Consider the following 21,000-nt stretch of genomic DNA (forward strand, 5'->3'; position numbering starts at 1 on the left):
GGAGAGGGCTTTTTTTATAGGCTATTTTTCCAGCGCCTTTACCATTTTCCCACTGGTCACAAACGTCCCGGCCCCCAGATGATGCAGGGTATTCAGCTTATCGCCGTCAAACTGCCAGCGTCCGGCGACAAACGCGCGTTCATCTGCGGCTGCCGAAACAACCTCACCAAACAGCGTGTCGTATTTTTCTGCGGCTGCGGTAACCGGGAGTAAACGACACTCCATCCACGCCAGGCATTTCTCTTCAATCACCGGCAGTCCGAGTACCGGACCTTGTACAACCGGGATCCCGTAGCAGTTGAACTTGTCTTCGTCGCGCCCGCTCACGCTGCCGACGGCGTAAGCCCAGTTAGCCGCTGCCACGCCGGGGATGACGATGCCGAACTTCCCACTGCGCTCAATCAGTTCGCGCGACCAGGTGCTTTTGTCCACCACAATTGCGATACGCGGTGGCTCAAACTCCACCGGCATCGACCAGGCCGCAGCCATGACGTTACGACGGTCGATAGACTCATCGCGGCTGGTAATCAGCACCGTAGGGCCATGGTTCAGCAGACGGCTGGCATGCTTTAATTCAACGGGACGAAACGCGCTCATGAACATTCCTCTCAGCAGGTATGCTGGCATTAAACGTCTGATGGGGAGCCGAAATCAAGATGCACCCGCAAAAAGCACTTTTGCGCATATGGAGGCCGGAAAATAGTTTATAAACAGGGAACATCACATCATGGAAGCGAATCATGTCCCCATTTCTGAGTGCTTATTTTGCCCGTACGGGCTGGCAACAGCCTGTTCAGGTTGACATCGACACCCTGCGGGCGCTGCATCTACACCACAACTGCGCGATCCCCTTCGAGAATATTGACGTCGTGATGCCGCGCGAAATCCATCTGGAAGATCAGTGCCTGGTCGACAAACTGGTGACGGCGCGTCGTGGAGGCTATTGCTTTGAACAGAACGGCCTCTTTGAACGCGTTTTGCGTGAAGTGGGCTTTACGGTTCGCAGCGTGCTGGGCCGCGTGGTCTTAGCCAGTCCGCCACAGATGCCGCCGCGTACGCATCGTCTGCTGCTGGTTGAACTCAACGGCGAGCGCTGGATTGCCGACGTCGGTTTTGGCGGACAGACCCTGACGGCGCCGATTCGTTTGCTCGCCAACGAGGAGCAGGAGACACCCCACGGGCTGTACCGTTTGCTGAGCGAGGGCAACGACTGGATCCTGCAGTTCAGCCACCACGATCACTGGCAGTCGATGTACCATTTTGATCTGACAACACAGTATTTCAGCGATTACGTGATGGGCAACTTCTGGTCTGCGCACTGGCCGCAATCCCATTTTCGTCACCATCTGTTGATGTGTCGCCATCTGCCTGACGGCGGAAAGCTGACCCTGACCAACTTTAACTTTACCCACTGGCAGAAGGGGCATGCGGAAGAGCAGGTCCATCTTCCCGACGCGAACGCGCTGTATCAGGTGATGCAGTCACGGTTTGGACTGGGCGTTGACGATCCAAAACACGGGTTTTCGCTGGACGCGCTGACGGCGGTGATGGCCGGGTTTGATACACATCCTCAGGCCGGGAAATAGAACGGTGGCGCTGCGCTCAGGCGTAGCGCCACCCGGCAACACTCAGCGGCGCGATCTCACCACCTGATACCTGCGTGTTAAATACTCCACCGGCGCGCTCCAGACGTGCACCAGTCGGGTGAAGGGGAAGATCAGGAAAATGGTCATGCCCAGCACCAGATGGACACGGAAGATAAACGCCACGCCCGCCAGATGTTCGGAGGAGCCACCGCGGAAGGTCACTACCGACTGCGCCCAGTCCACCAGCTTGAGCATCTCGCTGCCGTCGGGATATTTCGCGGAGAACGGAATGGTGGTGAGCCCAAGAATACACTGCACCAGCAAAATGCAGAGGATCAGGATATCTGCCGTGGAGGAGGTCGCCCGGATACGCGGGTTCGTCAGCCGGCGAATCAATAATCCCGCACCGCCCACCAGCGTGAGCACGCCGCAAACGCCACCCAGAATCATCGCCATCAGCTGTTTCTGCGACATCGGCAGAAACCACGAATAAACCCAGTGCGGCGTCAGCATCCCGAAAAGATGTCCGAAGAAGATCCCCAGGATCCCGATATGGAACAGATTCGACCACAGCACCATGCCGCGCTTATCCAGCATCTGGCTGGAGGAGGCGCGCCAGGTATACTGCCCGTAGTCATAACGAAGCCAGCTTCCCACCAGAAAAACCGTGCCGCACAGGTAGGGGTAAATATCGTAGAAAAAGACGTTCAGAAACTGGATCATTTTGGGCCTCCCGCACTGACGTCGACATACTGCGGGGCAACGTCCTGGCTAAAGCGTCGTTGATATTGCTGCATCGGTGAGGTATCACACGATGTGGCGTTGTCCTCGATGAACTTGACCTGTTCCTCTTCCCAGACGGCGTCCAGCGCCTGGCGGGTATCATCCCGTTTCTCGGTGGAAACCTGTTTCGCCACGCTGTCGCTGGTCAGACGCGTGCCTGCGAGCGTCAGGAGCGAATCGAACAGCTGATAATGCGCCACGCCGCGCTGCTTCAGGCGACCGCCTATCAGCGCCAGGATCGGCGCAACGTTGTGTAGCCCTTCGCGGGCCTCGTCGTCGGTGACGAGACTGAGATACTCCAGGTAGAGCGGCAGATAGTCCGGCAGTTCACGACAGTCCAGCTGCAGGCCGGCTTTTTCGTACTGGCTCATCAGGTCGACCATCGCCTGGCCGCGATCGCGGGATTCAGCATGAACGTGCTCAAACAGCAGCAGCGAGGTCGCACGACCCCGCTCAAACACCTCGCACCATTCGGCCTGCTTATCCAGCAGCGCGGCATCCAGATGCTGGCGGGCAAAGGGCAGTAACGCAGGGATATCCTGTTCTATCAGGGAAAGTGCCTCCTCGCGATTTTCCCATAATGTTTCATCGGGATACTCAATCAGCAGGGCGATGATTTTGAGGATCTGCATCACTCTCCCTCCCCGTGGTCGCGCACTTCGGTGATGTTGATGGCATCAATGCGGCTGCTGTTAAAAAGGTTGAATTTGGTGTCGGAACCGTGGCACCCGTCGCCAAAGGAGAAGCCGCAGCCGTTGCGTTCCGGGAAGGCGTCGCGCGCCATTTCGCGGTGGCTGGTGGGGATCACGAAACGATCTTCGTAGTTGGCAATCGCCAGATAGCGGTACATCTCTTCGACCTGCTCGACGCTAAGGCCCACTTCTTCGATGGCGCGGGTATCGGTCACGCCTTCAACGGTCTGAGAGCGTTTGTAATGACGCATGGCCATCATGCGTTTCAGGGCGCGCAGCACCGGAGCAGGATCGCCCGCGCTGAGCATGTTGGCCAGATACTGCACCGGTATGCGCAGGCTTTCGACCGCCGGTAACACGCCGTCGTTGAGCGGCAGGCCGCCTGCATCTGCGTAAGACTGGATCGGTGACAGCGGCGGAACGTACCAGACCATCGGCAGGGTGCGGTATTCCGGATGCAGCGGCAGGGCCAGCTTCCAGTCCATCGCCATCTTGTAAACCGGGGAACGCTGGGCGGCGTCAATCACGTTCTGCGGAATACCTTGCTTGAAGGCTTCTTCAATGACCGCCGGGTCATGCGGATCAAGGAATACGTCACACTGGCGTTCATAGAGGTCAGTTTCATGTTCGGTGCTGGCCGCTTCTTCAATGCGATCCGCGTCATACAGCAGCACGCCCAGATAGCGAATACGCCCGACGCAGGTCTCCGAACAAACGGTTGGCTGGCCGGATTCAATGCGCGGGTAGCAGAAGATGCATTTCTCCGACTTTCCGCTTTTCCAGTTGAAGTAGATTTTCTTGTACGGGCAACCGCTGATGCACATGCGCCAGCCACGGCATTTGTCCTGGTCAATCAGCACAATGCCGTCTTCTTCACGCTTGTAGATGGCACCGCTCGGGCAGGTGGCCACGCAGCTCGGGTTCAGGCAGTGTTCACACAGGCGCGGCAGGTACATCATGAAGGTGTTTTCAAACTGGCCGTACATCTCCTTCTGGATCTTGTCGAAGTTGCGGTCGCGGGCGCGTTTTTCGAACTCGCCGCCAAGCAGTTCTTCCCAGTTCGGGCCGCCAACAATTTTGTCCATCCGTTTGCCGCTAATCAGCGAGCGCGGGCGGGCCGTCGGGAGGTGATCGCCTTGTGGTGCACGGTGCAGATCCTGGTAATCAAACGTGAAGGGCTCGTAGTAATCATCAATGCCGGGCAGGGACGGGTTGGCAAAGATTTTTGACAGCACGCCCACGCGCCCGCCGAGACGCGGCGTCAGCTTGCCGGTGATCCCGCGTACCCAACCGCCTTGCCACTCCTCCTGATCTTCCCAGTTTTTCGGGTAGCCAATCCCCGGTTTGGTTTCGACGTTGTTGAACCACGCATATTCCATACCTTCACGCCCGGTCCAGACGTTTTTACAGGTGACCGAGCAGGTGTGACAGCCAATGCATTTGTCGAGATTCAGCACCATTCCAACCTGTGAGCGTATTTTCATTTTTTCGCCTCCTGTACCTGATCCCGACCTTCGCCATCCAGCCAGTTAATGTTTTTCATTTTGCGGATCATGATGAACTCGTCGCGGTTAGAGCCGACGGTGCCGTAATAGTTGAAGCTGTACGCCAACTGGGCGTAGCCGCCAATCATGTGTGTCGGTTTGGGACAGACGCGCGTCACCGAGTTATGGATCCCGCCGCGACGACCGGTGACTTCTGAACCCGGAATATTCAGGATACGTTCCTGCGCGTGGTACATCATGGTCATGCCCGGCGGGACGCGCTGGCTCACCACTGCCCGGGCGGTCAGGGCCCCGTTGGCGTTGAAGGCTTCGATCCAGTCGTTGTCTTCAATGCCTAACTCTCTGGCATCGGTTTCGCTGATCCAGACGATAGGCCCCCCGCGTGACAGCGTCTGCATCAGCAGGTTTTCACTGTAGGTCGAGTGAATGCCCCATTTCTGGTGTGGCGTCAGGAAGTTCAGCGCCTTCTCAGGAAAGCCGTTCGGCGGGATTTCGCGCATATGGCTAACGCTTCGGGTATCAATCGGTGGGCGATAGGCCACCAGACTCTCCCCGAACGCGCGCATCCACGGATGGTCCTGATACAGCTGCTGACGACCGGAAAGGGTGCGCCAGGGAATAAGCTCGTGAACGTTGGTATAACCGGCGTTATAGGAGACATGCTCGCTCTCAAGGCCCGACCAGGTGGGGCTGGAGATAATTTTCCGCGGCTGGGCCTGAATATCGCGGAAGCGGATTTTCTCATCTTCTTTGTTCAGCGCCAGATGGGTGTGATCGCGACCGGTCAGTTCGCCCAGCGCTTGCCAGGCTCGCACTGCCACCTGGCCATTCGTTTCAGGGGCGAGGGCGAGGATCACTTCAGAGGCGTCAATCGCCGTTTCAATACGCGGGCGTCCTTTTGCCGGGCCATCGAGCTTGACGTAGTTCAGCTTGCCAAGGAAATCGACCTCGCTCTGGGTATTCCATGAAATGCCTTTTCCGCCGTTGCCGAGTTTGTCCATCAGCGGGCCGAGTGATGTAAAGCGCTCGTAGGTTTCCGGATAATGTCGTTCGACCACCGCAATCGTCGGCGCCGTTTTACCCGGAATGAGATCGCATTCGCCTTTGCGCCAGTCCTGAATATCAAACGGCTGTGAAAGTTCCCCCGGGGAGTCGTGCTGCAGTGGCTGCAGTACCACGTCCGTTTCGGTGCCAAGATGACCGACGCACACCTCTGAGAAAACGTTGGCAATACCTTTGTAGATCTCCCAGTCGCTGCGGGATTCCCAGGCCGGGTCGACGGCAGCTGAAAGCGGATGAATAAACGGATGCATATCCGACGTATTCATGTCGTCTTTTTCATACCATGTCGCGGTGGGCAGCACGATATCGGAGAACAGGCAGGTGCTGGACATGCGGAAATCGAGCGTCACCAGCAGGTCAAGCTTGCCCTCGATGGCCTGAGTTTGCCACTCCACCTCTTCGGGCTTAACGTCATCCGTCGACCCTAAATCTTCGCCCTGGATGCCGCTTTCGGTACCGAGCAGGTATTTGAGCATGTACTCGTGACCTTTCCCCGAAGAGCCGAGCAGGTTAGACCGCCAGACAAACAGATTGCGCGGGTGGTTTTTACCGTTGTCAGGCTGTTCGCAGGCGAAACGTATATCGCCCGATTTTAATGCCTGCACGGTGTACTCCTGCGGGGTCATGCCGGCGGCGTCGGCCCGGGCTTTAATGTGCAACGGATTGAGGTTTAGCTGCGGTGCCGAGGGAAGCCAGCCCATACGCTCTGCCCGGACGTTAAAATCGATCAGGTGACCGGTGAATTTTGTCGCGTCCGCCAGCGGAGAGAGTAACTCCTGCGCGGTCAGTTTCTCATAACGCCACTGGCAGGCGTGGTTGTAGAAGTACGACGTACTGTTCATCTGGCGCGGGGGACGGTTCCAGTCCAGCGCAAACGCCAGCGGCAGCCAGCCGGTTTGCGGACGCAACTTCTCCTGACCCACATAGTGTGACCAGCCGCCGCCGCTTTGACCCACGCAGCCGCAGAACACCAGCATGTTGATCATCCCGCGGTAGTTCATGTCCATGTGGTACCAGTGGTTCACCCCGGCACCGAGGATAATCATCGACCGGCCGTGCGTTTTGTGTGCCGTGTCGGCAAACTCACGGGCAATTTTCTCTATCAGGTAAGCCGGGACGCCGGTGATCTGCTCGCCCCAGGCGGGAGTATAAGCTTTGATCTGGTCATAGCTGCCCGCCGCGTTGCTGTCTTCCAGACCACGATCGAGGCCGTAGTTAGCGAGAATCAGATCGTAGACGCTGACCACCCGTTTCTGGCTGCCATCGGCCAGCGTCAGGGTTTTACTCGGTACACGGCGCGTCAGGACCGGCTCCTGCTTGACGCTACGGAAGTGTGGATTTTCATTGCCGCCAAAATAGGGGAATGCCACCTCTGCCACGCTGTCGTGGGTAATCAGCAGCGAGAGGGTGAGCTCAGTTTCATGATCTGCCGCCAGCGGCGCCAGGTTCCATTTGCCTTTTTCGCCCCAGCGGAAACCAATGGACCCGTTCGGCACCACCAGATCGCCGGCGATATCAAAGGCGACGGTTTTCCACTCAGCATTATTGGCTTCACCCAGCCCGTCCGTGAGATCAGAGGCCCGAAGCATCCGCCCCGGCACCACGCGGCCATCGGCCTGTTCATCCAGCAGCACCAGCATCGGCATGTCGGTGTAGCGGCGGCAGTAGTTGAGGAAGTACTCGCTGGGGTTGTCGAGATGGAACTCTTTAAGGATCACGTGGCCCATGGCCATCGCCAGCGCGCTGTCGGTGCCTTGCTTGGGTGCCAGCCACTGATCGCTCAGTTTGGCGACCTCGGAGAAGTCCGGGGTGATGGCCACGGTTTTGGTGCCTTTGTAGCGGACCTCGGTAAAGAAGTGGGCATCTGGCGTACGCGTCTGCGGAACGTTAGACCCCCAGGCAATGATATAGCTGGAGTTATACCAGTCTGCGGATTCCGGCACGTCGGTCTGCTCGCCCCACGTCATGGGCGAGGCGGGCGGCAAATCACAATACCAGTCATAAAAGCTGAGACAGGTGCCGCCCAGCAGAGAGAGATAACGCGTCCCGGCGGCATACGAGACCATCGACATCGCCGGAATCGGTGAAAAACCGGCCACGCGATCGGGGCCGTAATGTTTAATGGTCCAGACGTTGGCGGCAGCAATCAGCTGGTTTAGCTCTTTCCAGCTGGAGCGGATAAATCCGCCGTGTCCGCGTGCCTGCTTGTAGCTCCGGCTCTTCTGCGGATCGTTCTGAATGGCATCCCAGGCCAGCACCGGATCGCTGTGTTGCGCCAGCGCGTCACGCCACAGTTCGATCAGCGTGCGGCGCACCAGCGGGTATTTCAGCCGGTTAGCGCTGTATAGGTACCAGGAATAACTTGCACCGCGCGGGCAGCCGCGCGGCTCGTGGTTAGGCAGGTCGGGGCGGGTACGCGGGTAGTCGGTCTGCTGGGTTTCCCAGGTAACCAGGCCGTTTTTGACGTAGATTTTCCAGCTACAGGAGCCCGTGCAGTTCACGCCGTGGGTGGACCGCACAATCTTGTCGAACTGCCATCGCTGTCGGTAGCTGTCCTCCCAGTCACGGTTGGTGTTGTACACCTGCCCGTGTCCATTGGCGAAGCTGTCGCCTTTTTGTTTGAAATAGCGAAAGCGATCCAACAGTTTACTCATGACATGTCTCCTGCTTCGATAGCCTTTTCGGAGAGGGCTGCCCACTCTCAGGCGAATGTGTAATTGTTATTGTTATTGTTGTGAAGATTTGCGGCCATAAACCAGCCAGGTCACCAGGACGCAGACGATGTAAAACACGAGGAAAACTTTCATGGCACCCACAGGCGAGCCGGTCATGGCCAGCGACGTGCCGAAGGCTTTCGGAATGAAGAACCCGCCGACGGCACCGATGGCGGAGATAAAGCCCAGCGCTGCCGCGGTTTCGGTCACTGCTTCATGCTGCGCCTGCTCGTCACTTCCCCCTTGTTGCTTCACGCGGGTGAGGGTGATTTGGCGGAAAATGATGGCAATCATCTGAAACGTTGACCCGCTGCCCAGTCCGGCGGTGAGGAACAGGCCCATAAAGACCAGATAGAAGGCGAGAAAACTGCCCGACCCGGAACCGGGAAGCGTCAGGAAAAGCAGGGCGCTGAAAAGCGCCATAAAGACGAAGTTAATCAGGGTGACGCGTACGCCGCCGAGTCTGTCTGAGATCATCCCGCCCGCAGAACGGGCCAGCGCGCCAATCAGTGGGCCAAAGAAAGCCAGATGGAGGATATTGACGTCAGGAAACTGGGTTTTCGACAGCATGGCGAAGCCTGCTGAAAAACCGATAAACGAACCGAAGGTTGCCAGGTAGAGGAGGCTCAGGAGCCACAGGTGAAAACGTTTTAACACCGGTAGCTGGCTGGCAATCGTGGCCTTAGAGCTCGCGATGTCATTCATGCCGAAAAACGCCGCAATCGTGGCCAGCAAAAGAAGGGGCGCCCAAATCCACGCGGCATTGGCCAGCCACATCGTTGAGCCGTCATCCTGCGGCACGCCGTTTACGCCGAGAAAGGTGAACATGGGCAGGAAGATCACCAGCGGCGCGACCAGCTGCATTACGCTCACGCCCAGATTCCCCAGCCCGCCGTTAATCCCCAGGGCGCTACCCTGTTTCGTTTTCGGGAAGAAGAAGCTGATATTGCCCATGCTGGAGGCGAAGTTAGCGCCGGCAAAACCACACAGCAGCGCGATGACGATAAAGATCCAGTAGGGAGTGGCAGTGTCCTGAATCGCGATCCCCAACCAGACGCACGGAACAATCAGGATCACCGTGCTTAACACCGTCCAGTAGCGTCCACCAAAGAGAGGAACCATAAACGAGTAGGGGACGCGCAATATCGCACCGGACAGGGAGGGTAAGGCTGTTAGCATAAAAAGCTGGTCGGTGGAAAAATTAAATCCAACTTTATTCAGATTGACCGCAATGGCACTAAATAACATCCATACGCAAAACGCTAATAACAGGCAAGCCACAGAAATTAAAAGATTTCTTCGGGCAATATGTTTTCCTTTATTTTCCCAGAATTGCGCGTTTTCGGGTTTCCAGTTGCTCAGCAGATAAGGATTATTCTTCTCACTTTGTTGTGACATGTCGCCCTCTTGCTTAACCATAAAAAGAAAAAATGGAGTAAAAACAGGTGGATGTCTGACAGTGTGTTTCTGGAATTATTGGATGGTTTGGGATACATCTGAAAGGATAGATAAAAAAGCGAATCCCTGAGCCGGGACGGGAAATAAGGGTTCGCTTAATGTGTTACGAATTGTAAGTGAGGGCTGTTAATACTCATAAGTGAGTATTAACACAATTCCAGAGAGATTAATTTATCAAGATGGTTATTAAAGGCAGCGTCGTCCATCTCTGGGATATCTAATATATAAATGCCGTCCAGGCCACACACCAGACCAATTAAACGCCAGGCAATATTTTCTGGCCGATCTCCCGGGGTAAAATCTCCCGCGTCAGTGCCTGCTTTGATAAGGGCGACGGTCTCCTGGTGCCACATCTCCATGGTCAGTACATATGCACCCCTGATGTCCGTATCCCGGCTTGCCAGGATCTGCGCCTCACGCCACAGGCGAATATAGGGCTCAAATCGGCCATCATCGCTGCCGAGCATGGCATGCAGCTGCTGTCGCCAGCTGGCCTGCTTGCCGACCACATCCGCATCCAGCAGTTCACGGATTAACCGGACAAAAGCCAGCGATTTTAGCTCCCCGCCAGAGGTGAAATGGTGGTGGACCTGTCCGGTGGCGACGCCGGCTTCGGCGGCAATTCGCCGTACCGTCATTGCGGAAAGTCCGTCAGAGAGCGCCACGCGCATAGCGGCCTGTAAAATCTCTTCCCGCCTTTCATCCTTGCTCAGATATCGCATTTTCACTCACTCTTAATGGGACTGAAACAAGTGTAACAAAAAGCTGGACACTCGTTCAACTTTACGTAGGATCGCAAGCTGGACATGTGTCCATGATTTAAAAGAAAAGGAAATTTATGTTTCGTCAGTGGTTAGCGTTAGTCATTATCGTGCTGGTGTATATCCCGGTGGCGATCGACGCGACGGTACTGCACGTAGCGGCGCCGACGTTGAGTATGACGCTGGGTGCCAGCGGTAACGAATTATTGTGGATCATCGATATATACTCGCTGGTGATGGCGGGGATGGTGCTGCCGATGGGCGCGCTGGGTGACCGCATTGGTTTTAAACGGTTGTTGATAATTGGCAGTACGCTTTTTGGCTTGTCATCGCTGGCAGCCGCGTTTGCGCCTTCAGCAGGATGGCTGATTGCTGCCCGCGCCTCGCTGGCGATTGGGGCGGCGATGATCATCCCGGCCACGCTTGCGGGGATCCGCACGTTGTTCGTTAATGCGCGCGATCGCAACATCGCGCTTGGGGTCTGGGCCGCCGTCGGTTCAGGCGGTGCGGCGTTTGGTCCGCTGATTGGCGGTATGTTGCTGGAGCATTTTTACTGGGGATCGGTCTTTTTGATCAACGTGCCGATCGTGGTCATCGTTGTTTCCCTTGCCGCGCGTCTGGTGCCTCGTCAACAGGGACGCCCGGAACAGCCGCTGAATATTGCCCATGCAATCATGCTGATTGTGGCGATATTGCTGCTGGTCTACAGCGCGAAAACCGCGCTCAAAGGGGTGCTTTCTCCGTGGCTGGTGGCAATGACGCTGCTCACCGGAGCGGTGATGCTGATGATCTTTGTGCGGATCCAGCTTCGCGCCCGCGTGCCGATGATCGACATGCGCCTGTTCTGTCATCGCATTATTTTAAGCGGTGTCGTGATGGCGATGACCGCCATGATCGCGCTGGTGGGGTTTGAGCTGTTGATGGCCCAGGAGCTGCAGTTTGTGCATGGCTTTACGCCGTTCGAAGCGGGGATGTTTATGCTGCCGCTGATGGTCGCCAGCGGGTTTAGCGGGCCGATTGCCGGTGTGCTGGTCGGTCGTCTGGGGCTGCGCCTGGTGGCAGCAGGCGGAATGGGGTTGAGTGCCGTCAGCTTTATCGGTCTGTCGATGCTCGACTTCAGCACGCAGCACTGGCAGGCATGGAGTCTGATGGTGCTGCTGGGCTTCAGTGCCGCCAGTGCGCTGCTGGCCTCAACCTCGGCAATTATGGCGGCTGCGCCAAAAGAGAAAGCGGCTGCCGCAGGGGCGATTGAAACCATGTCCTATGAGCTGGGCGCAGGGTTGGGCATTGCCATTTTTGGTCTGCTGTTAACCCGCAGCTTCTCGGCGTCAATTGTCCTGCCGCAGGGACTGAGCGCGACGCTGGCCGATAAGGCCTCGTCATCGATTGGCGAAGCGGTGAACGTGGCGCAGAGCCTGACTCCAGGGCTGGCGGAGTCGTTAATTGCGGCGGCAAAAACGGCCTTTATCACGTCACACAGCGTGGCATTAGGCAGTGCCGGCGCAATGTTACTGGTGCTGGCGGTCGGGATTTGGTTTAGCCTGGCAAACGTACCGAAACAGTAAAAAAACAGGCCCGGTGGTGCAATGCTTACCGGGCAACCCTCAGTGTGCGTCATGGGGAGTCAGCAGGCAGCGCTTGTCGTGTGCTTCAATTTCGGTGCCGCTAAAGCGCGCGTATTGCCCGGTCAGGCCGAAGAATGCGGGTTGCGTTTCTGTATAGATTTCAGCGGCAAGTATCAGACGGCGACGTTCGTCTTCGCTCATCTCAAGCTGCGTCCAGGGAATGAAATAGCGCGTCGTTGAGCGTGCGGTCAGTGTGAACCACAGCGGGCAACCGCATCCGGGACAAAACCAGCGTTCGCCGCGCGCAGATGACGTGAAATGAGAAGGGGCTATCGACTCTTCTTCCACAAGCGGTTGACCCTGCGCTTCCAGATACATGGCCATTCCCCCCGACCATTTCTGGCACTGGGTACAGTGGCAGGCATAGACGTCGAAGTTGTTGAGGGAAACGCTGAATTGGCTCATCCCACACAGGCAGCGTCCTTTGAAAATATGCATGGCGTGCTCCTTTATTACGCCAGTCAAACCGAATAAAAAAAGCCAGCCACGAAGGCTGGCTTTTTTATACTAACAAATCTTAGAACTGGTAGGTCAGACCAACAGCAACGATGTTGTCGGTAGAAACGCCAGCTGCTTTAGTGAAGCTGCTGTCGTCAACCAGGTTGATTTTGTAATCAACGTAGGTAGACATGTTTTTGTTGAAGTAGTAGCTCGCGCCAACGTCAACGTATTCAACCAGATCCTGGTCGCCGTAAGTACCAATGTCTTTACCTTTGGATTTCAGGTAAGCAATGGATGGACGCAGACCGAAGTCGAACTGGTACTGAGCAACCACTTCGAAGTTCTGCGCTTTGTTAGCGATGAAACCGCTACCGAAGTTGGTCATGTTACGGGTTTCAGAGTAGGTGGTTGCCAGGTAGATGTTGTTGGCATCGTACTTCAGACCCGCAGCCCATACTTCCGCGTTTTCGCCGCCTGCATTCAGATTGCTTGCAGCAGCAACCTGACGGTCAGTACGGTCAGATTTCGCGTAGGTAGCACCTACACCGAAGCCTTCGAATTCATAAGTAGAAGACAGACCCCAGCCGTCACCGTTCGCTTCGGTGATGTCGTTACGGTCGTTTTTACCCTGGTACTGAGCAGCCACGTTCAGGCCGTCAACCAGACCGAAGAAGTCGGTGTTACGGTAAGTTGCAACGCCAGTCGTACGGCCAGTCATAAAGCCATCAGTCTGAGTCCAGGTATCACCACCGAATTCTGGCAGAACGTCAGTCCATGCGCCGATGTCGTAAGCAACACCGTAGTTACGACCGTAGTCGAAAGAACCGAATTCGTTGAATTTCAGGCCCGCGAATGCCAGACGGGTTTTGTTGCCGTCAGAACCCTGAGATTCAGAGCGGTTGCCTTTGAACTCGTATTCCCACTGGCCGTAACCGGTCATCTGGTCGTTGATCTGAGTTTCACCTTTGAAGCCCAGACGAACATAGGTTTTGTCGCCGTCGTTGCCAGCGTCATCAGAGAAATAGTGCAGACCTGTTACTTTGCCGTACAGATCCAGTTTGTTACCGTCTTTGTTAAAAACTTCAGCTGCGTTTACAACGCCTGCTGCCAACATGGAAGTCACTGCCACTGCAACTAATTTAAGTTTCATCTTAAATATTCCTTATAATTTTCTTCAGTATTTCCTGAGCCACTTTGAACGATTTCTAAACGAGGCTAATCATCAATGGCATGCTATTTTTAAGAATCTTGTAGTAGGGTTTCAATAATAAGTTTCAAAATATTAGCAATAATTTCAATTAGTGTGATCCGGATCGGATAAATTGCGGCTGTAACGAATGAGATGGTGGTGATTTGTGCATTTTTTGATGAATTATTCAACAAAACCATTGGCCGCAATATAGTTTTCAGCCGTTTTAGTTTCTTTTGTTAATTGTCGGTATTTTCTGTCTTTTTACGCGTTTGATATAAATGTCAGTTGTTTAAAATCAGTGTGTTAACTATTTCATTATGCGGGATAATCGTTGTTGGACATGAAACACACAGAAACACACTATTGCACTTTGTGCTATATACATTGTTAATATTCGCAAGGGATTAATAACGTGACGGTGTCAAGTTATGTCAATAAAAGACGACGGGGGTTTACGAAAGGGCGGTAATATAAACAGAATCTAAACGGCTTTTCTAACGCGCCGATCATTATTTTGACGCGCGATCACATATTAAATTTATGTTAATTTCCGCCGGGCGATTATGGACCCGGCAGAAGATAGCGATATTATTTTCGCGTGGCGTACCAGCACAACAATGACCCGGCACAAACCATTAATGCGCCTTGCCAGAAAGAAAACGAGAGGGGGGAATTCAGCAATACGGCAGCAAGTGCTGCTGAGAGTACAGGCGTGAAATAGGATACCGCTGCGAGTACCGTGACGTTGCCATGAAGAATACCGATATTCCATGCCGCATAGCCAAACCCCAGTGCGACGCTGCACATGATGAGCTTTACGACCACCGGGAGAGTAAACACCATTTGCGGCTGTTCGCTGAACGCATATTTCACCCACAGACTGAGCGCGGTGAGCAGCACGAAAAGCGTTATCCCGTTTTGCCCGTTGGCAAACTTACTGGTGACGGTGCAGTAAGCCGCCCAGATAAAAGCCCCGGCGAACGCCAGCGCGTAGCTGAGCGGGCTTGAGATGACATTACGCATGATGTCATCAAGATGTAGCCCTTGTTCTCCGCCTAATACCCAACAGACGCCCAACAATGAGACGGCTAAGCCCGGGATCACCCACAGGGTGGACCGTTGGCCGTTAAATAAAATGGCAAACACTATCGTCAGGCTTGGCCAGAGATAATTGACCATTCCCACTTCGATAGCCTGGGAGCGCGTTGCGGCATAGCCTAACGACAGGGCGAGGCAAATTTCATAGCTGACAAACAGCACGCTGCCGGCAATAAGATACCGGGGTGAAAACCGTCTGATATCAGGAAATCCTACCGTCACCAGGCACAGTAATCCGCTGAGGGTGTATATCATTGCGGCGCCTCCCACCGGTCCCAGCCCCTCACTGACGCTACGAATGAGGCCAACCATGGTGCTCCACAACAGTATCGCCGCCAGTCCCGTGAGCGTTGCTCTCTTTCTGTCCATAACCCTGCCACCGCTATAAAAATCAAAGGAAAAATTTATAGCATTAATCCTCCTGCCATCGCGAATTATTCTCTTAAGTCTTTAATCAAAAAGAGGTATTTAAATTCCGTGGGGGTGACTATTAAGGGGGTGAAGACAAGTGACCTTGATTTGACGCAAAAAAATCAGGGGCTTTACTGCTAGTTTGCGGCGCGAAGTCTTATATGAAAACGAGGACAACAATGGACGTCAGCCGCAGACAATTTTTTAAAATCTGCGCGGGCGGTATGGCCGGAACAACAGCCGCAATGCTGGGATTTGCACCCAAAATGGCGCTGGCTCAGGCACGCAACTATAAACTGCTGCGCGCTAAAGAGATCCGTAACACCTGCACATACTGTTCCGTAGGTTGTGGGCTTTTAATGTATAGCCTGGGCGATGGCGCGAAGAACGCCAAAAAAGCGATTTATCATATTGAAGGGGACCCGGATCATCCGGTGAGCCGTGGCGCACTTTGTCCGAAAGGGGCGGGTCTGCTGGATTATGTCCACAGCGAAAACCGTCTGCGCTATCCGGAATACCGTGCGCCAGGATCTGACAAATGGCAGCGTATCTCCTGGGATGAGGCGTTTTCCCGAATCGCAAAACTGATGAAAGCTGACCGCGACGCCAACTTTATCGAAAAGAACGCGCAGGGCGTTACGGTGAACCGCTGGCTGTCGACCGGCATGCTGTGCGCGTCCGCGGCAAGTAATGAAACCGGCATGCTGACGCAAAAATTTGTGCGTTCCCTCGGCATGCTGGCGGTAGATAACCAGGCGCGCGTCTGACACGGACCAACGGTAGCAAGTCTTGCTCCAACATTTGGTCGCGGTGCGATGACCAACCACTGGGTTGATATTAAAAACGCCAACGTCGTGATGGTGATGGGCGGTAATGCCGCTGAAGCCCATCCGGTGGGTTTCCGCTGGGCGATGGAAGCGAAAAACAATAACGATGCGACGCTGATCGTTGTCGATCCGCGCTTTACACGTACGGCATCGGTGGCGGATATCTATGCGCCTATTCGCTCCGGTACGGACATTACGTTCCTCTCGGGCGTTCTGCTGTATCTGATTGAAAACAACAAAATTAACGCTGAATACGTTAAGCATTACACCAACGCCAGCCTCCTGGTACGGGATGATTTTGCCTTTGAAGAGGGGTTGTTCAGCGGTTATGACGCGGAAAAACGGCAGTACGATAAATCGTCCTGGAACTACCAGTTCGATGAAAACGGCTACGCCAGACGCGATGAGACCCTGAGCCATCCGCGCTGCGTATGGAATTTGCTGAAACAGCATGTTTCCCGCTATACGCCGGACGTCGTGGAGAATATCTGCGGTACGCCAAAAGCAGATTTCCTCAAGGTGTGTGATGTACTGGCGTCAACCAGCGCCGCCGACAGAACCACAACGTTCCTGTATGCGCTCGGCTGGACGCAGCATACCGTCGGTGCGCAAAACATCCGCACCATGGCAATGATTCAGCTGTTGCTCGGAAACATGGGGATGGCTGGCGGCGGCGTGAACGCCCTGCGCGGACACTCCAACATTCAGGGCTTGACCGATCTGGGCCTGCTGTCGACCAGCCTGTCAGGCTATCTGACGCTGCCGTCTGAAAAGCAGACTGATTTGCACAGCTATCTGGCGGCCAACACGCCAAAAGCGACGCGTGCCGATCAGGTGAACTACTGGAGTAACTATCCGAAGTTCTTCGTCAGCCTGATGAAGTCGTTCTATGGCGATGCCGCGCAGAAGGAAAACGACTGGGGCTTCGAGTGGTTGCCGAAATGGGACCAGGCCTACGATGTCATTAAGTATTTCAACATGATGGATAAGGGCAACGTCACGGGCTACATCTGCCAGGGCTTTAACCCGGTGGCGTCTTTCCCGGACAAAAACAAGGTCGTTCGCAGCCTGAGCAAACTGAAGTACATGGTGGTTATCGATCCGCTGGTGACCGAGACCTCCAACTTCTGGCAGAACCACGGCGAGATGAACGACGTCGATCCTGCATCGATTCAGACCGAAGTGTTCCGCCTGCCGTCCACCTGTTTTGCAGAAGAAGACGGGTCGATTGCCAACTCCGGCCGCTGGCTGCAGTGGCACTGGAAAGGCCAGGATGCACCGGGTGAAGCGCGTAACGACGGCGAAATCCTGGCCGGGATTTACCATCGTCTGCGTGAAATGTATCGCACCGAAGGCGGAAAAGCCGCTGAACCGCTGCTGAGGATGAGCTGGAATTACAAACAGCCGGACCATCCTGAATCCGAAGAGGTCGCCAAAGAGAATAACGGCGTTGCGCTGGCGGATCTGTTTGACGCGAACGGCACGCTGCTGGCGAAGAAAGGTCAGTTGCTCAACAGCTTCGCGCTGCTGCGGGATGACGGCACGACCGCGTCGTCATGCTGGATCTACACCGGCTCCTGGACGGAACAGGGTAACCAGATGGCGAACCGCGATAACGCCGACCCGTCAGGGCTGGGCAATACGCTGGGCTGGGCGTGGGCATGGCCACTGAACCGTCGCGTGCTGTACAACCGTGCTTCTGCGGATATCAACGGCAAACCGTGGGATCCGAAACGGATGCTGATCGAATGGAACGGCAGCAAATGGACGGGTAACGATATTCCGGACTTCAGCACCGCCGCACCGGGGACTGAGACCGGGCCGTTTATCATGCAGCCGGAAGGGCTGGGACGCCTGTTTGCCCTCGATAAGCTGGCGGAGGGTCCGTTCCCGGAACACTACGAGCCAATGGAAACGCCGCTCGGTACCAACCCGCTGCACCCGAACGTCATATCCAGTCCGGTGGTGCGTATCTATGAAGAGGACGTCCTGCGTTTAGGCAAGAAGGACAGGTTCCCGTATGTCGGGACAACCTACCGCCTGACCGAGCATTTCCATACCTGGACCAAGCATGCACGGCTTAACGCCATTGCCCAGCCAGAACAGTTTGTGGAGATCAGCGAAACGCTGGCGAAAGCGAAGGGTATTGCCAACGGTGACCGCGTGAAGGTGAGCAGCAAGCGCGGCTTTATTCGCGCGGTTGCGGTGGTTACGCGTCGTCTGCAGGCGCTGAGCGTGCATGGTCAGCAGGTGGAAACCGTCGGTATTCCGCTGCACTGGGGCTTTGAAGGGGTGGCGCAAAAAGGCTACCTCGCCAATACCCTGACGCCAAACGTCGGCGATTCCAACTCGCAAACGCCGGAGTACAAAGCGTTTCTGGTCAACATTGAGAAAGCGTAAGGAGCGAATACATGGCAATGGAAACACAGGACATTATTAAACGCTCCGCGACCAACTCTATCACCCCCGCGCCTCGTGCGCGGGATGATAAGGCAGAAGTCGCCAAGCTTATCGATGTCACTTCCTGCGTAGGCTGTAAAGCCTGCCAGGTGGCCTGCTCGGAGTGGAACGATATCCGCGATGAAGTGGGACACTGCGTCGGGGTTTACGATAATCCGGCGGACCTGAGTGCCAAATCCTGGACGGTGATGCGTTTTAGCGAAACCGATCAGAACGGCAAGCTGGAGTGGCTGATCCGTAAAGACGGTTGTATGCACTGCGAAGATCCGGGATGCCTGAAGGCCTGTCCGTCAGCCGGGGCCATCGTCCAGTACGCCAACGGAATTGTCGATTTCCAGCAGGATAACTGCATCGGTTGTGGCTACTGCATTGCGGGCTGTCCGTTTAATATTCCGCGCCTCAGTAAAGAGGATAACCGGGTCTACAAATGCACCCTGTGTGTCGATCGCGTGAGCGTCGGGCAGGAGCCTGCCTGCGTGAAAACCTGCCCGACCGGGGCTATCCACTTCGGGACAAAAAGAGAGATGCTGGAGGTAGCCCAGCAGCGCGTGGACAAACTGAAAGCGCGCGGTTACGCCAGTGCGGGCATTTATAACCCGCAGGGGGTGGGGGGAACGCACGTGATGTATGTTCTGCACCATAACGACCAGCCGGAGTTGTACCACAATCTGCCGAAAGATCCTGCGATCGATACCTCGATCAACCTGTGGAAAGGGGCGCTCAAACCGCTCTCTGCGGCGGGCTTTATCGCTACTTTCGCCGGGTTGATTTATCACTACATCGGTATCGGACCCAACAAAGAGGTGGATGACGATGAGGAGGAACCTCATGAGTAAGTCATGGATTGTGCGCACGAAGTTTGTCGACCGCGCCTGTCACTGGACGGTAGTGATCTGCTTCTTCCTGGTGGCGGTCTCGGGGATCTCCTTCTTCTTCCCGACGCTGCAGTGGCTGACGGAAACCTTCGGGACGCCACAGATGGGGCGTATCTTGCATCCGTTCTTCGGCGTGCTGATTTTCGTGGTGCTGATGTTTATGTTGGCGCGCTTCGTACATCACAATATTCCGGACAAGCATGACATTCCATGGCTGAAGGGGATTATTGAGGTTCTGAAGGGCAATGAGCATAAGGTTGCGAAGGTCGGCAAATACAACGCCGGGCAGAAGATGATGTTCTGGACCATCATGAGCATGATTTTTGTGCTGCTGGTCACCGGCGTCATTATCTGGCGGCCGTACTTTGCGCACTACTTCCCCATACAGGTGATTCGCTACGCGCTGCTTATTCACGCGACGTCAGCCATCATTCTGATCCACGCCATCCTGATCCACATGTATATGGCCTTCTGGGTCAAAGGGTCGATTAAAGGCATGATTGAAGGGAAAGTGAGCCGCCGCTGGGCGCAGAAACACCACCCGCGCTGGTACCGTGACGTTGAGCGGCTGGAAGCGAAACAGGACAGTACGAAAGGGATGCCGTAAGTCCCGCGCTCGCGGGTCAGCGAATGACCCGCGAACGCTTCAGTCAAAAACGCTCTTCAACATACCGGAACGGGTATTGGGTCGGCTTCACTTTACCAATCTTACGCTTCGGCAAACTCACCGCTTCGATGTGAATGGCTTTGTACGGGATTTGCGCCAGCAGGTGCGAAATAATGTTCAGGCGCACGCGTTTTTTATCTTCCGAACGGGCGACAAACCACGGCGCCCAGGCGGTGTCGGTGGCAGCAAACATCGCATCTCGCGCCACGGTATATTCATCCCACAAATTAAAAGACTTAATGTCCATTGGCGATAATTTCCAGGTCTTTCGCCCGTCGTTAATACGATCGCGCAGACGACGCTCCTGTTCTTTCGGCGTGACCTCCAGCCAGTATTTGAGCAGGATGATCCCGGCATCCACCATTGCTTTTTCCATCACCGGCGTGCCATCAAGAAACTTCTCGACCTGCTCCTGTGTGCAGAATCCCATCACCCGTTCAACGCCCGCGCGGTTGTACCAGCTGCGGTCAAAAATGACGATTTCGCCAGCGGCTGGCAGGTGGGGGACATAACGCTGGAAATAGAGCTGGGTCTTCTCTTTTTCCGTCGGCGCGGGGAGCGCAACAACCCGGAAGACGCGTGGGCTAACGCGTTCAGTGATGGCTTTAATGGTTCCGCCTTTACCGGCACCGTCGCGCCCTTCAAAGACAATACAGACCTTTAAACCCTTTGCGACGACCCACTGCTGGAGCTTAACCAGTTCAACGTGGAGGCGACGAAGCTCTTTTTCATACTCTTTCGTTTTTAACGGCTCATGCTTTATGACATCAACTGCGACACTGGTTTTCTTCTTGCTTCCCATGATTGTCATCCTCAGGTTGTCCGGCGCGGGAAAAAGCGGGG

16 protein-coding genes are annotated in these 21,000 nt (G+C 55.3%); 5 read left to right on the forward strand and 11 right to left on the reverse strand.

Annotated elements, in window-relative coordinates; translation table 11 throughout:
• Positions 1-21: 21 nt before the first annotated feature.
• On the reverse strand, positions 22-597 hold the full coding sequence (locus AM410_RS18855) for a flavin reductase family protein (protein WP_020884047.1): 576 nt from the start codon (positions 595-597) through the stop codon (positions 22-24).
• Positions 598-740: 143 nt separating this feature from the next.
• Here AM410_RS18855 and nhoA point away from each other — a divergent pair, with 143 nt between their 5' ends.
• Positions 741-1,586: an N-hydroxyarylamine O-acetyltransferase gene (nhoA, locus tag AM410_RS18860; protein ID WP_020884048.1), complete on the forward strand. Its 846-nt coding sequence runs from the start codon at positions 741-743 to the stop codon at positions 1,584-1,586.
• Positions 1,587-1,628: 42 nt separating this feature from the next.
• On the opposite strand, the gene narI is transcribed toward nhoA, so the two are convergent.
• The 6 genes from narI to AM410_RS18890 all read right to left on the reverse strand — a co-directional run bounded on the left by narI (position 1,629) and on the right by AM410_RS18890 (position 10,522).
• The gene (gene narI / locus AM410_RS18865; RefSeq protein ID WP_014170231.1) at positions 1,629-2,309 is read right to left on the reverse strand and encodes a respiratory nitrate reductase subunit gamma; all 681 of its coding nucleotides are present in this window, start codon (positions 2,307-2,309) and stop codon (positions 1,629-1,631) included.
• Entirely contained in the window at positions 2,306-3,001 is a 696-nt protein-coding gene (gene narW, locus AM410_RS18870) for a nitrate reductase molybdenum cofactor assembly chaperone (RefSeq protein ID WP_050736858.1), read from the reverse strand. The genes narI and narW overlap by 4 nt, the downstream gene beginning before the upstream one ends.
• On the reverse strand, positions 3,001-4,545 hold the full coding sequence (gene narH, locus AM410_RS18875; RefSeq protein WP_020884050.1) for a nitrate reductase subunit beta: 1,545 nt from the start codon (positions 4,543-4,545) through the stop codon (positions 3,001-3,003). Before narH ends, narW begins: the two co-directional genes overlap by 1 nt.
• Positions 4,542-8,282, reverse strand: a complete 3,741-nt coding sequence (locus AM410_RS18880) for a nitrate reductase subunit alpha (protein WP_047366419.1) — start codon at positions 8,280-8,282, stop codon at positions 4,542-4,544. Before AM410_RS18880 ends, narH begins: the two co-directional genes overlap by 4 nt.
• Positions 8,283-8,354: 72 nt before the next feature.
• Positions 8,355-9,740: a NarK family nitrate/nitrite MFS transporter gene (locus tag AM410_RS18885; RefSeq protein ID WP_050736857.1), complete on the reverse strand. Its 1,386-nt coding sequence runs from the start codon at positions 9,738-9,740 to the stop codon at positions 8,355-8,357.
• Between the two features lie 206 nt (positions 9,741-9,946).
• Positions 9,947-10,522, reverse strand: coding sequence for a TetR family transcriptional regulator (locus AM410_RS18890; RefSeq protein ID WP_020884053.1), 576 nt, complete (start codon positions 10,520-10,522; stop codon positions 9,947-9,949).
• A 116-nt stretch (positions 10,523-10,638) separates the two neighbouring features.
• On the opposite strand from AM410_RS18890, the gene AM410_RS18895 reads away from it, so the two are divergent.
• Positions 10,639-12,126: an MFS transporter gene (locus AM410_RS18895; protein ID WP_025204129.1), complete on the forward strand. Its 1,488-nt coding sequence runs from the start codon at positions 10,639-10,641 to the stop codon at positions 12,124-12,126.
• Positions 12,127-12,165: 39 nt separating this feature from the next.
• Here AM410_RS18895 and AM410_RS18900 read toward each other — a convergent pair whose 3' ends face one another.
• The 3 genes from AM410_RS18900 to yddG form a co-directional block, all read right to left on the reverse strand.
• Complete coding sequence (locus tag AM410_RS18900; protein WP_020884055.1) at positions 12,166-12,624, reverse strand: GFA family protein; 459 nt, start codon at positions 12,622-12,624, stop codon at positions 12,166-12,168.
• A 79-nt stretch (positions 12,625-12,703) separates the two neighbouring features.
• Positions 12,704-13,777: a porin OmpD gene (gene ompD, locus AM410_RS18905; RefSeq protein WP_020884056.1), complete on the reverse strand. Its 1,074-nt coding sequence runs from the start codon at positions 13,775-13,777 to the stop codon at positions 12,704-12,706.
• 630 nt (positions 13,778-14,407) lie between these two features.
• Positions 14,408-15,286 (reverse strand): aromatic amino acid DMT transporter YddG, encoded by an 879-nt coding sequence (yddG, locus tag AM410_RS18910; protein ID WP_014170222.1) that lies wholly within the window; start codon positions 15,284-15,286, stop codon positions 14,408-14,410.
• Positions 15,287-15,507: 221 nt separating this feature from the next.
• Between yddG and fdnG the strand changes: the two genes are divergently transcribed.
• The 3 genes from fdnG to fdnI are packed head-to-tail and all read left to right on the forward strand — an operon-like array spanning position 15,508 to position 20,097.
• Entirely contained in the window at positions 15,508-18,555 is a 3,048-nt protein-coding gene (fdnG, locus tag AM410_RS18920; protein WP_159082276.1) for a formate dehydrogenase-N subunit alpha, read from the forward strand.
• Between the two features lie 11 nt (positions 18,556-18,566).
• Positions 18,567-19,451 carry a formate dehydrogenase subunit beta gene (gene fdxH / locus AM410_RS18925; protein WP_014170219.1) on the forward strand — a complete coding sequence of 295 codons (885 nt, stop codon included), beginning with the start codon at positions 18,567-18,569 and terminating at the stop codon, positions 19,449-19,451.
• A complete protein-coding gene (fdnI, locus tag AM410_RS18930; RefSeq protein ID WP_108648216.1) occupies positions 19,444-20,097 on the forward strand; it encodes a formate dehydrogenase-N subunit gamma in 654 nt (217 codons plus the stop codon). Before fdxH ends, fdnI begins: the two co-directional genes overlap by 8 nt.
• A 43-nt stretch (positions 20,098-20,140) precedes the next feature.
• Here the strand turns inward: fdnI and ppk2 are convergent, their stop codons facing one another.
• A complete protein-coding gene (gene ppk2, locus AM410_RS18935) occupies positions 20,141-20,959 on the reverse strand; it encodes a polyphosphate kinase 2 (protein ID WP_108648217.1) in 819 nt (272 codons plus the stop codon).
• Positions 20,960-21,000: the final 41 nt, after the last annotated feature.

Origin of the sequence: Enterobacter cloacae complex sp. FDA-CDC-AR_0164, from assembly GCF_003071645.1 — a bacterium.
Taxonomy (GTDB): domain Bacteria; phylum Pseudomonadota; class Gammaproteobacteria; order Enterobacterales; family Enterobacteriaceae; genus Enterobacter; species Enterobacter ludwigii.

Bases quoted from the DNA above. Each gene is read 5' to 3' on its own strand.
- yddG (WP_014170222.1), bottom strand. From the start codon at position 15,286: ATGGACAGAAAGAGAGCAACGCTCACGGGACTGGCGGCGATACTGTTG.
- fdnI (WP_108648216.1), top strand. From the start codon at position 19,444: ATGAGTAAGTCATGGATTGTGCGCACGAAGTTTGTCGACCGCGCCTGT.
- narI (WP_014170231.1), bottom strand. From the start codon at position 2,309: ATGATCCAGTTTCTGAACGTCTTTTTCTACGATATTTACCCCTACCTG.
- nhoA (WP_020884048.1), top strand. From the start codon at position 741: ATGTCCCCATTTCTGAGTGCTTATTTTGCCCGTACGGGCTGGCAACAG.
- AM410_RS18885 (WP_050736857.1), bottom strand. From the start codon at position 9,740: ATGTCACAACAAAGTGAGAAGAATAATCCTTATCTGCTGAGCAACTGG.
- fdxH (WP_014170219.1), top strand. From the start codon at position 18,567: ATGGCAATGGAAACACAGGACATTATTAAACGCTCCGCGACCAACTCT.
- AM410_RS18855 (WP_020884047.1), bottom strand. From the start codon at position 597: ATGAGCGCGTTTCGTCCCGTTGAATTAAAGCATGCCAGCCGTCTGCTG.
- ompD (WP_020884056.1), bottom strand. From the start codon at position 13,777: ATGAAACTTAAATTAGTTGCAGTGGCAGTGACTTCCATGTTGGCAGCA.
- AM410_RS18895 (WP_025204129.1), top strand. From the start codon at position 10,639: ATGTTTCGTCAGTGGTTAGCGTTAGTCATTATCGTGCTGGTGTATATC.
- AM410_RS18890 (WP_020884053.1), bottom strand. From the start codon at position 10,522: ATGCGATATCTGAGCAAGGATGAAAGGCGGGAAGAGATTTTACAGGCC.
- AM410_RS18880 (WP_047366419.1), bottom strand. From the start codon at position 8,282: ATGAGTAAACTGTTGGATCGCTTTCGCTATTTCAAACAAAAAGGCGAC.
- AM410_RS18900 (WP_020884055.1), bottom strand. From the start codon at position 12,624: ATGCATATTTTCAAAGGACGCTGCCTGTGTGGGATGAGCCAATTCAGC.
- ppk2 (WP_108648217.1), bottom strand. From the start codon at position 20,959: ATGGGAAGCAAGAAGAAAACCAGTGTCGCAGTTGATGTCATAAAGCAT.
- narH (WP_020884050.1), bottom strand. From the start codon at position 4,545: ATGAAAATACGCTCACAGGTTGGAATGGTGCTGAATCTCGACAAATGC.
- narW (WP_050736858.1), bottom strand. From the start codon at position 3,001: ATGCAGATCCTCAAAATCATCGCCCTGCTGATTGAGTATCCCGATGAA.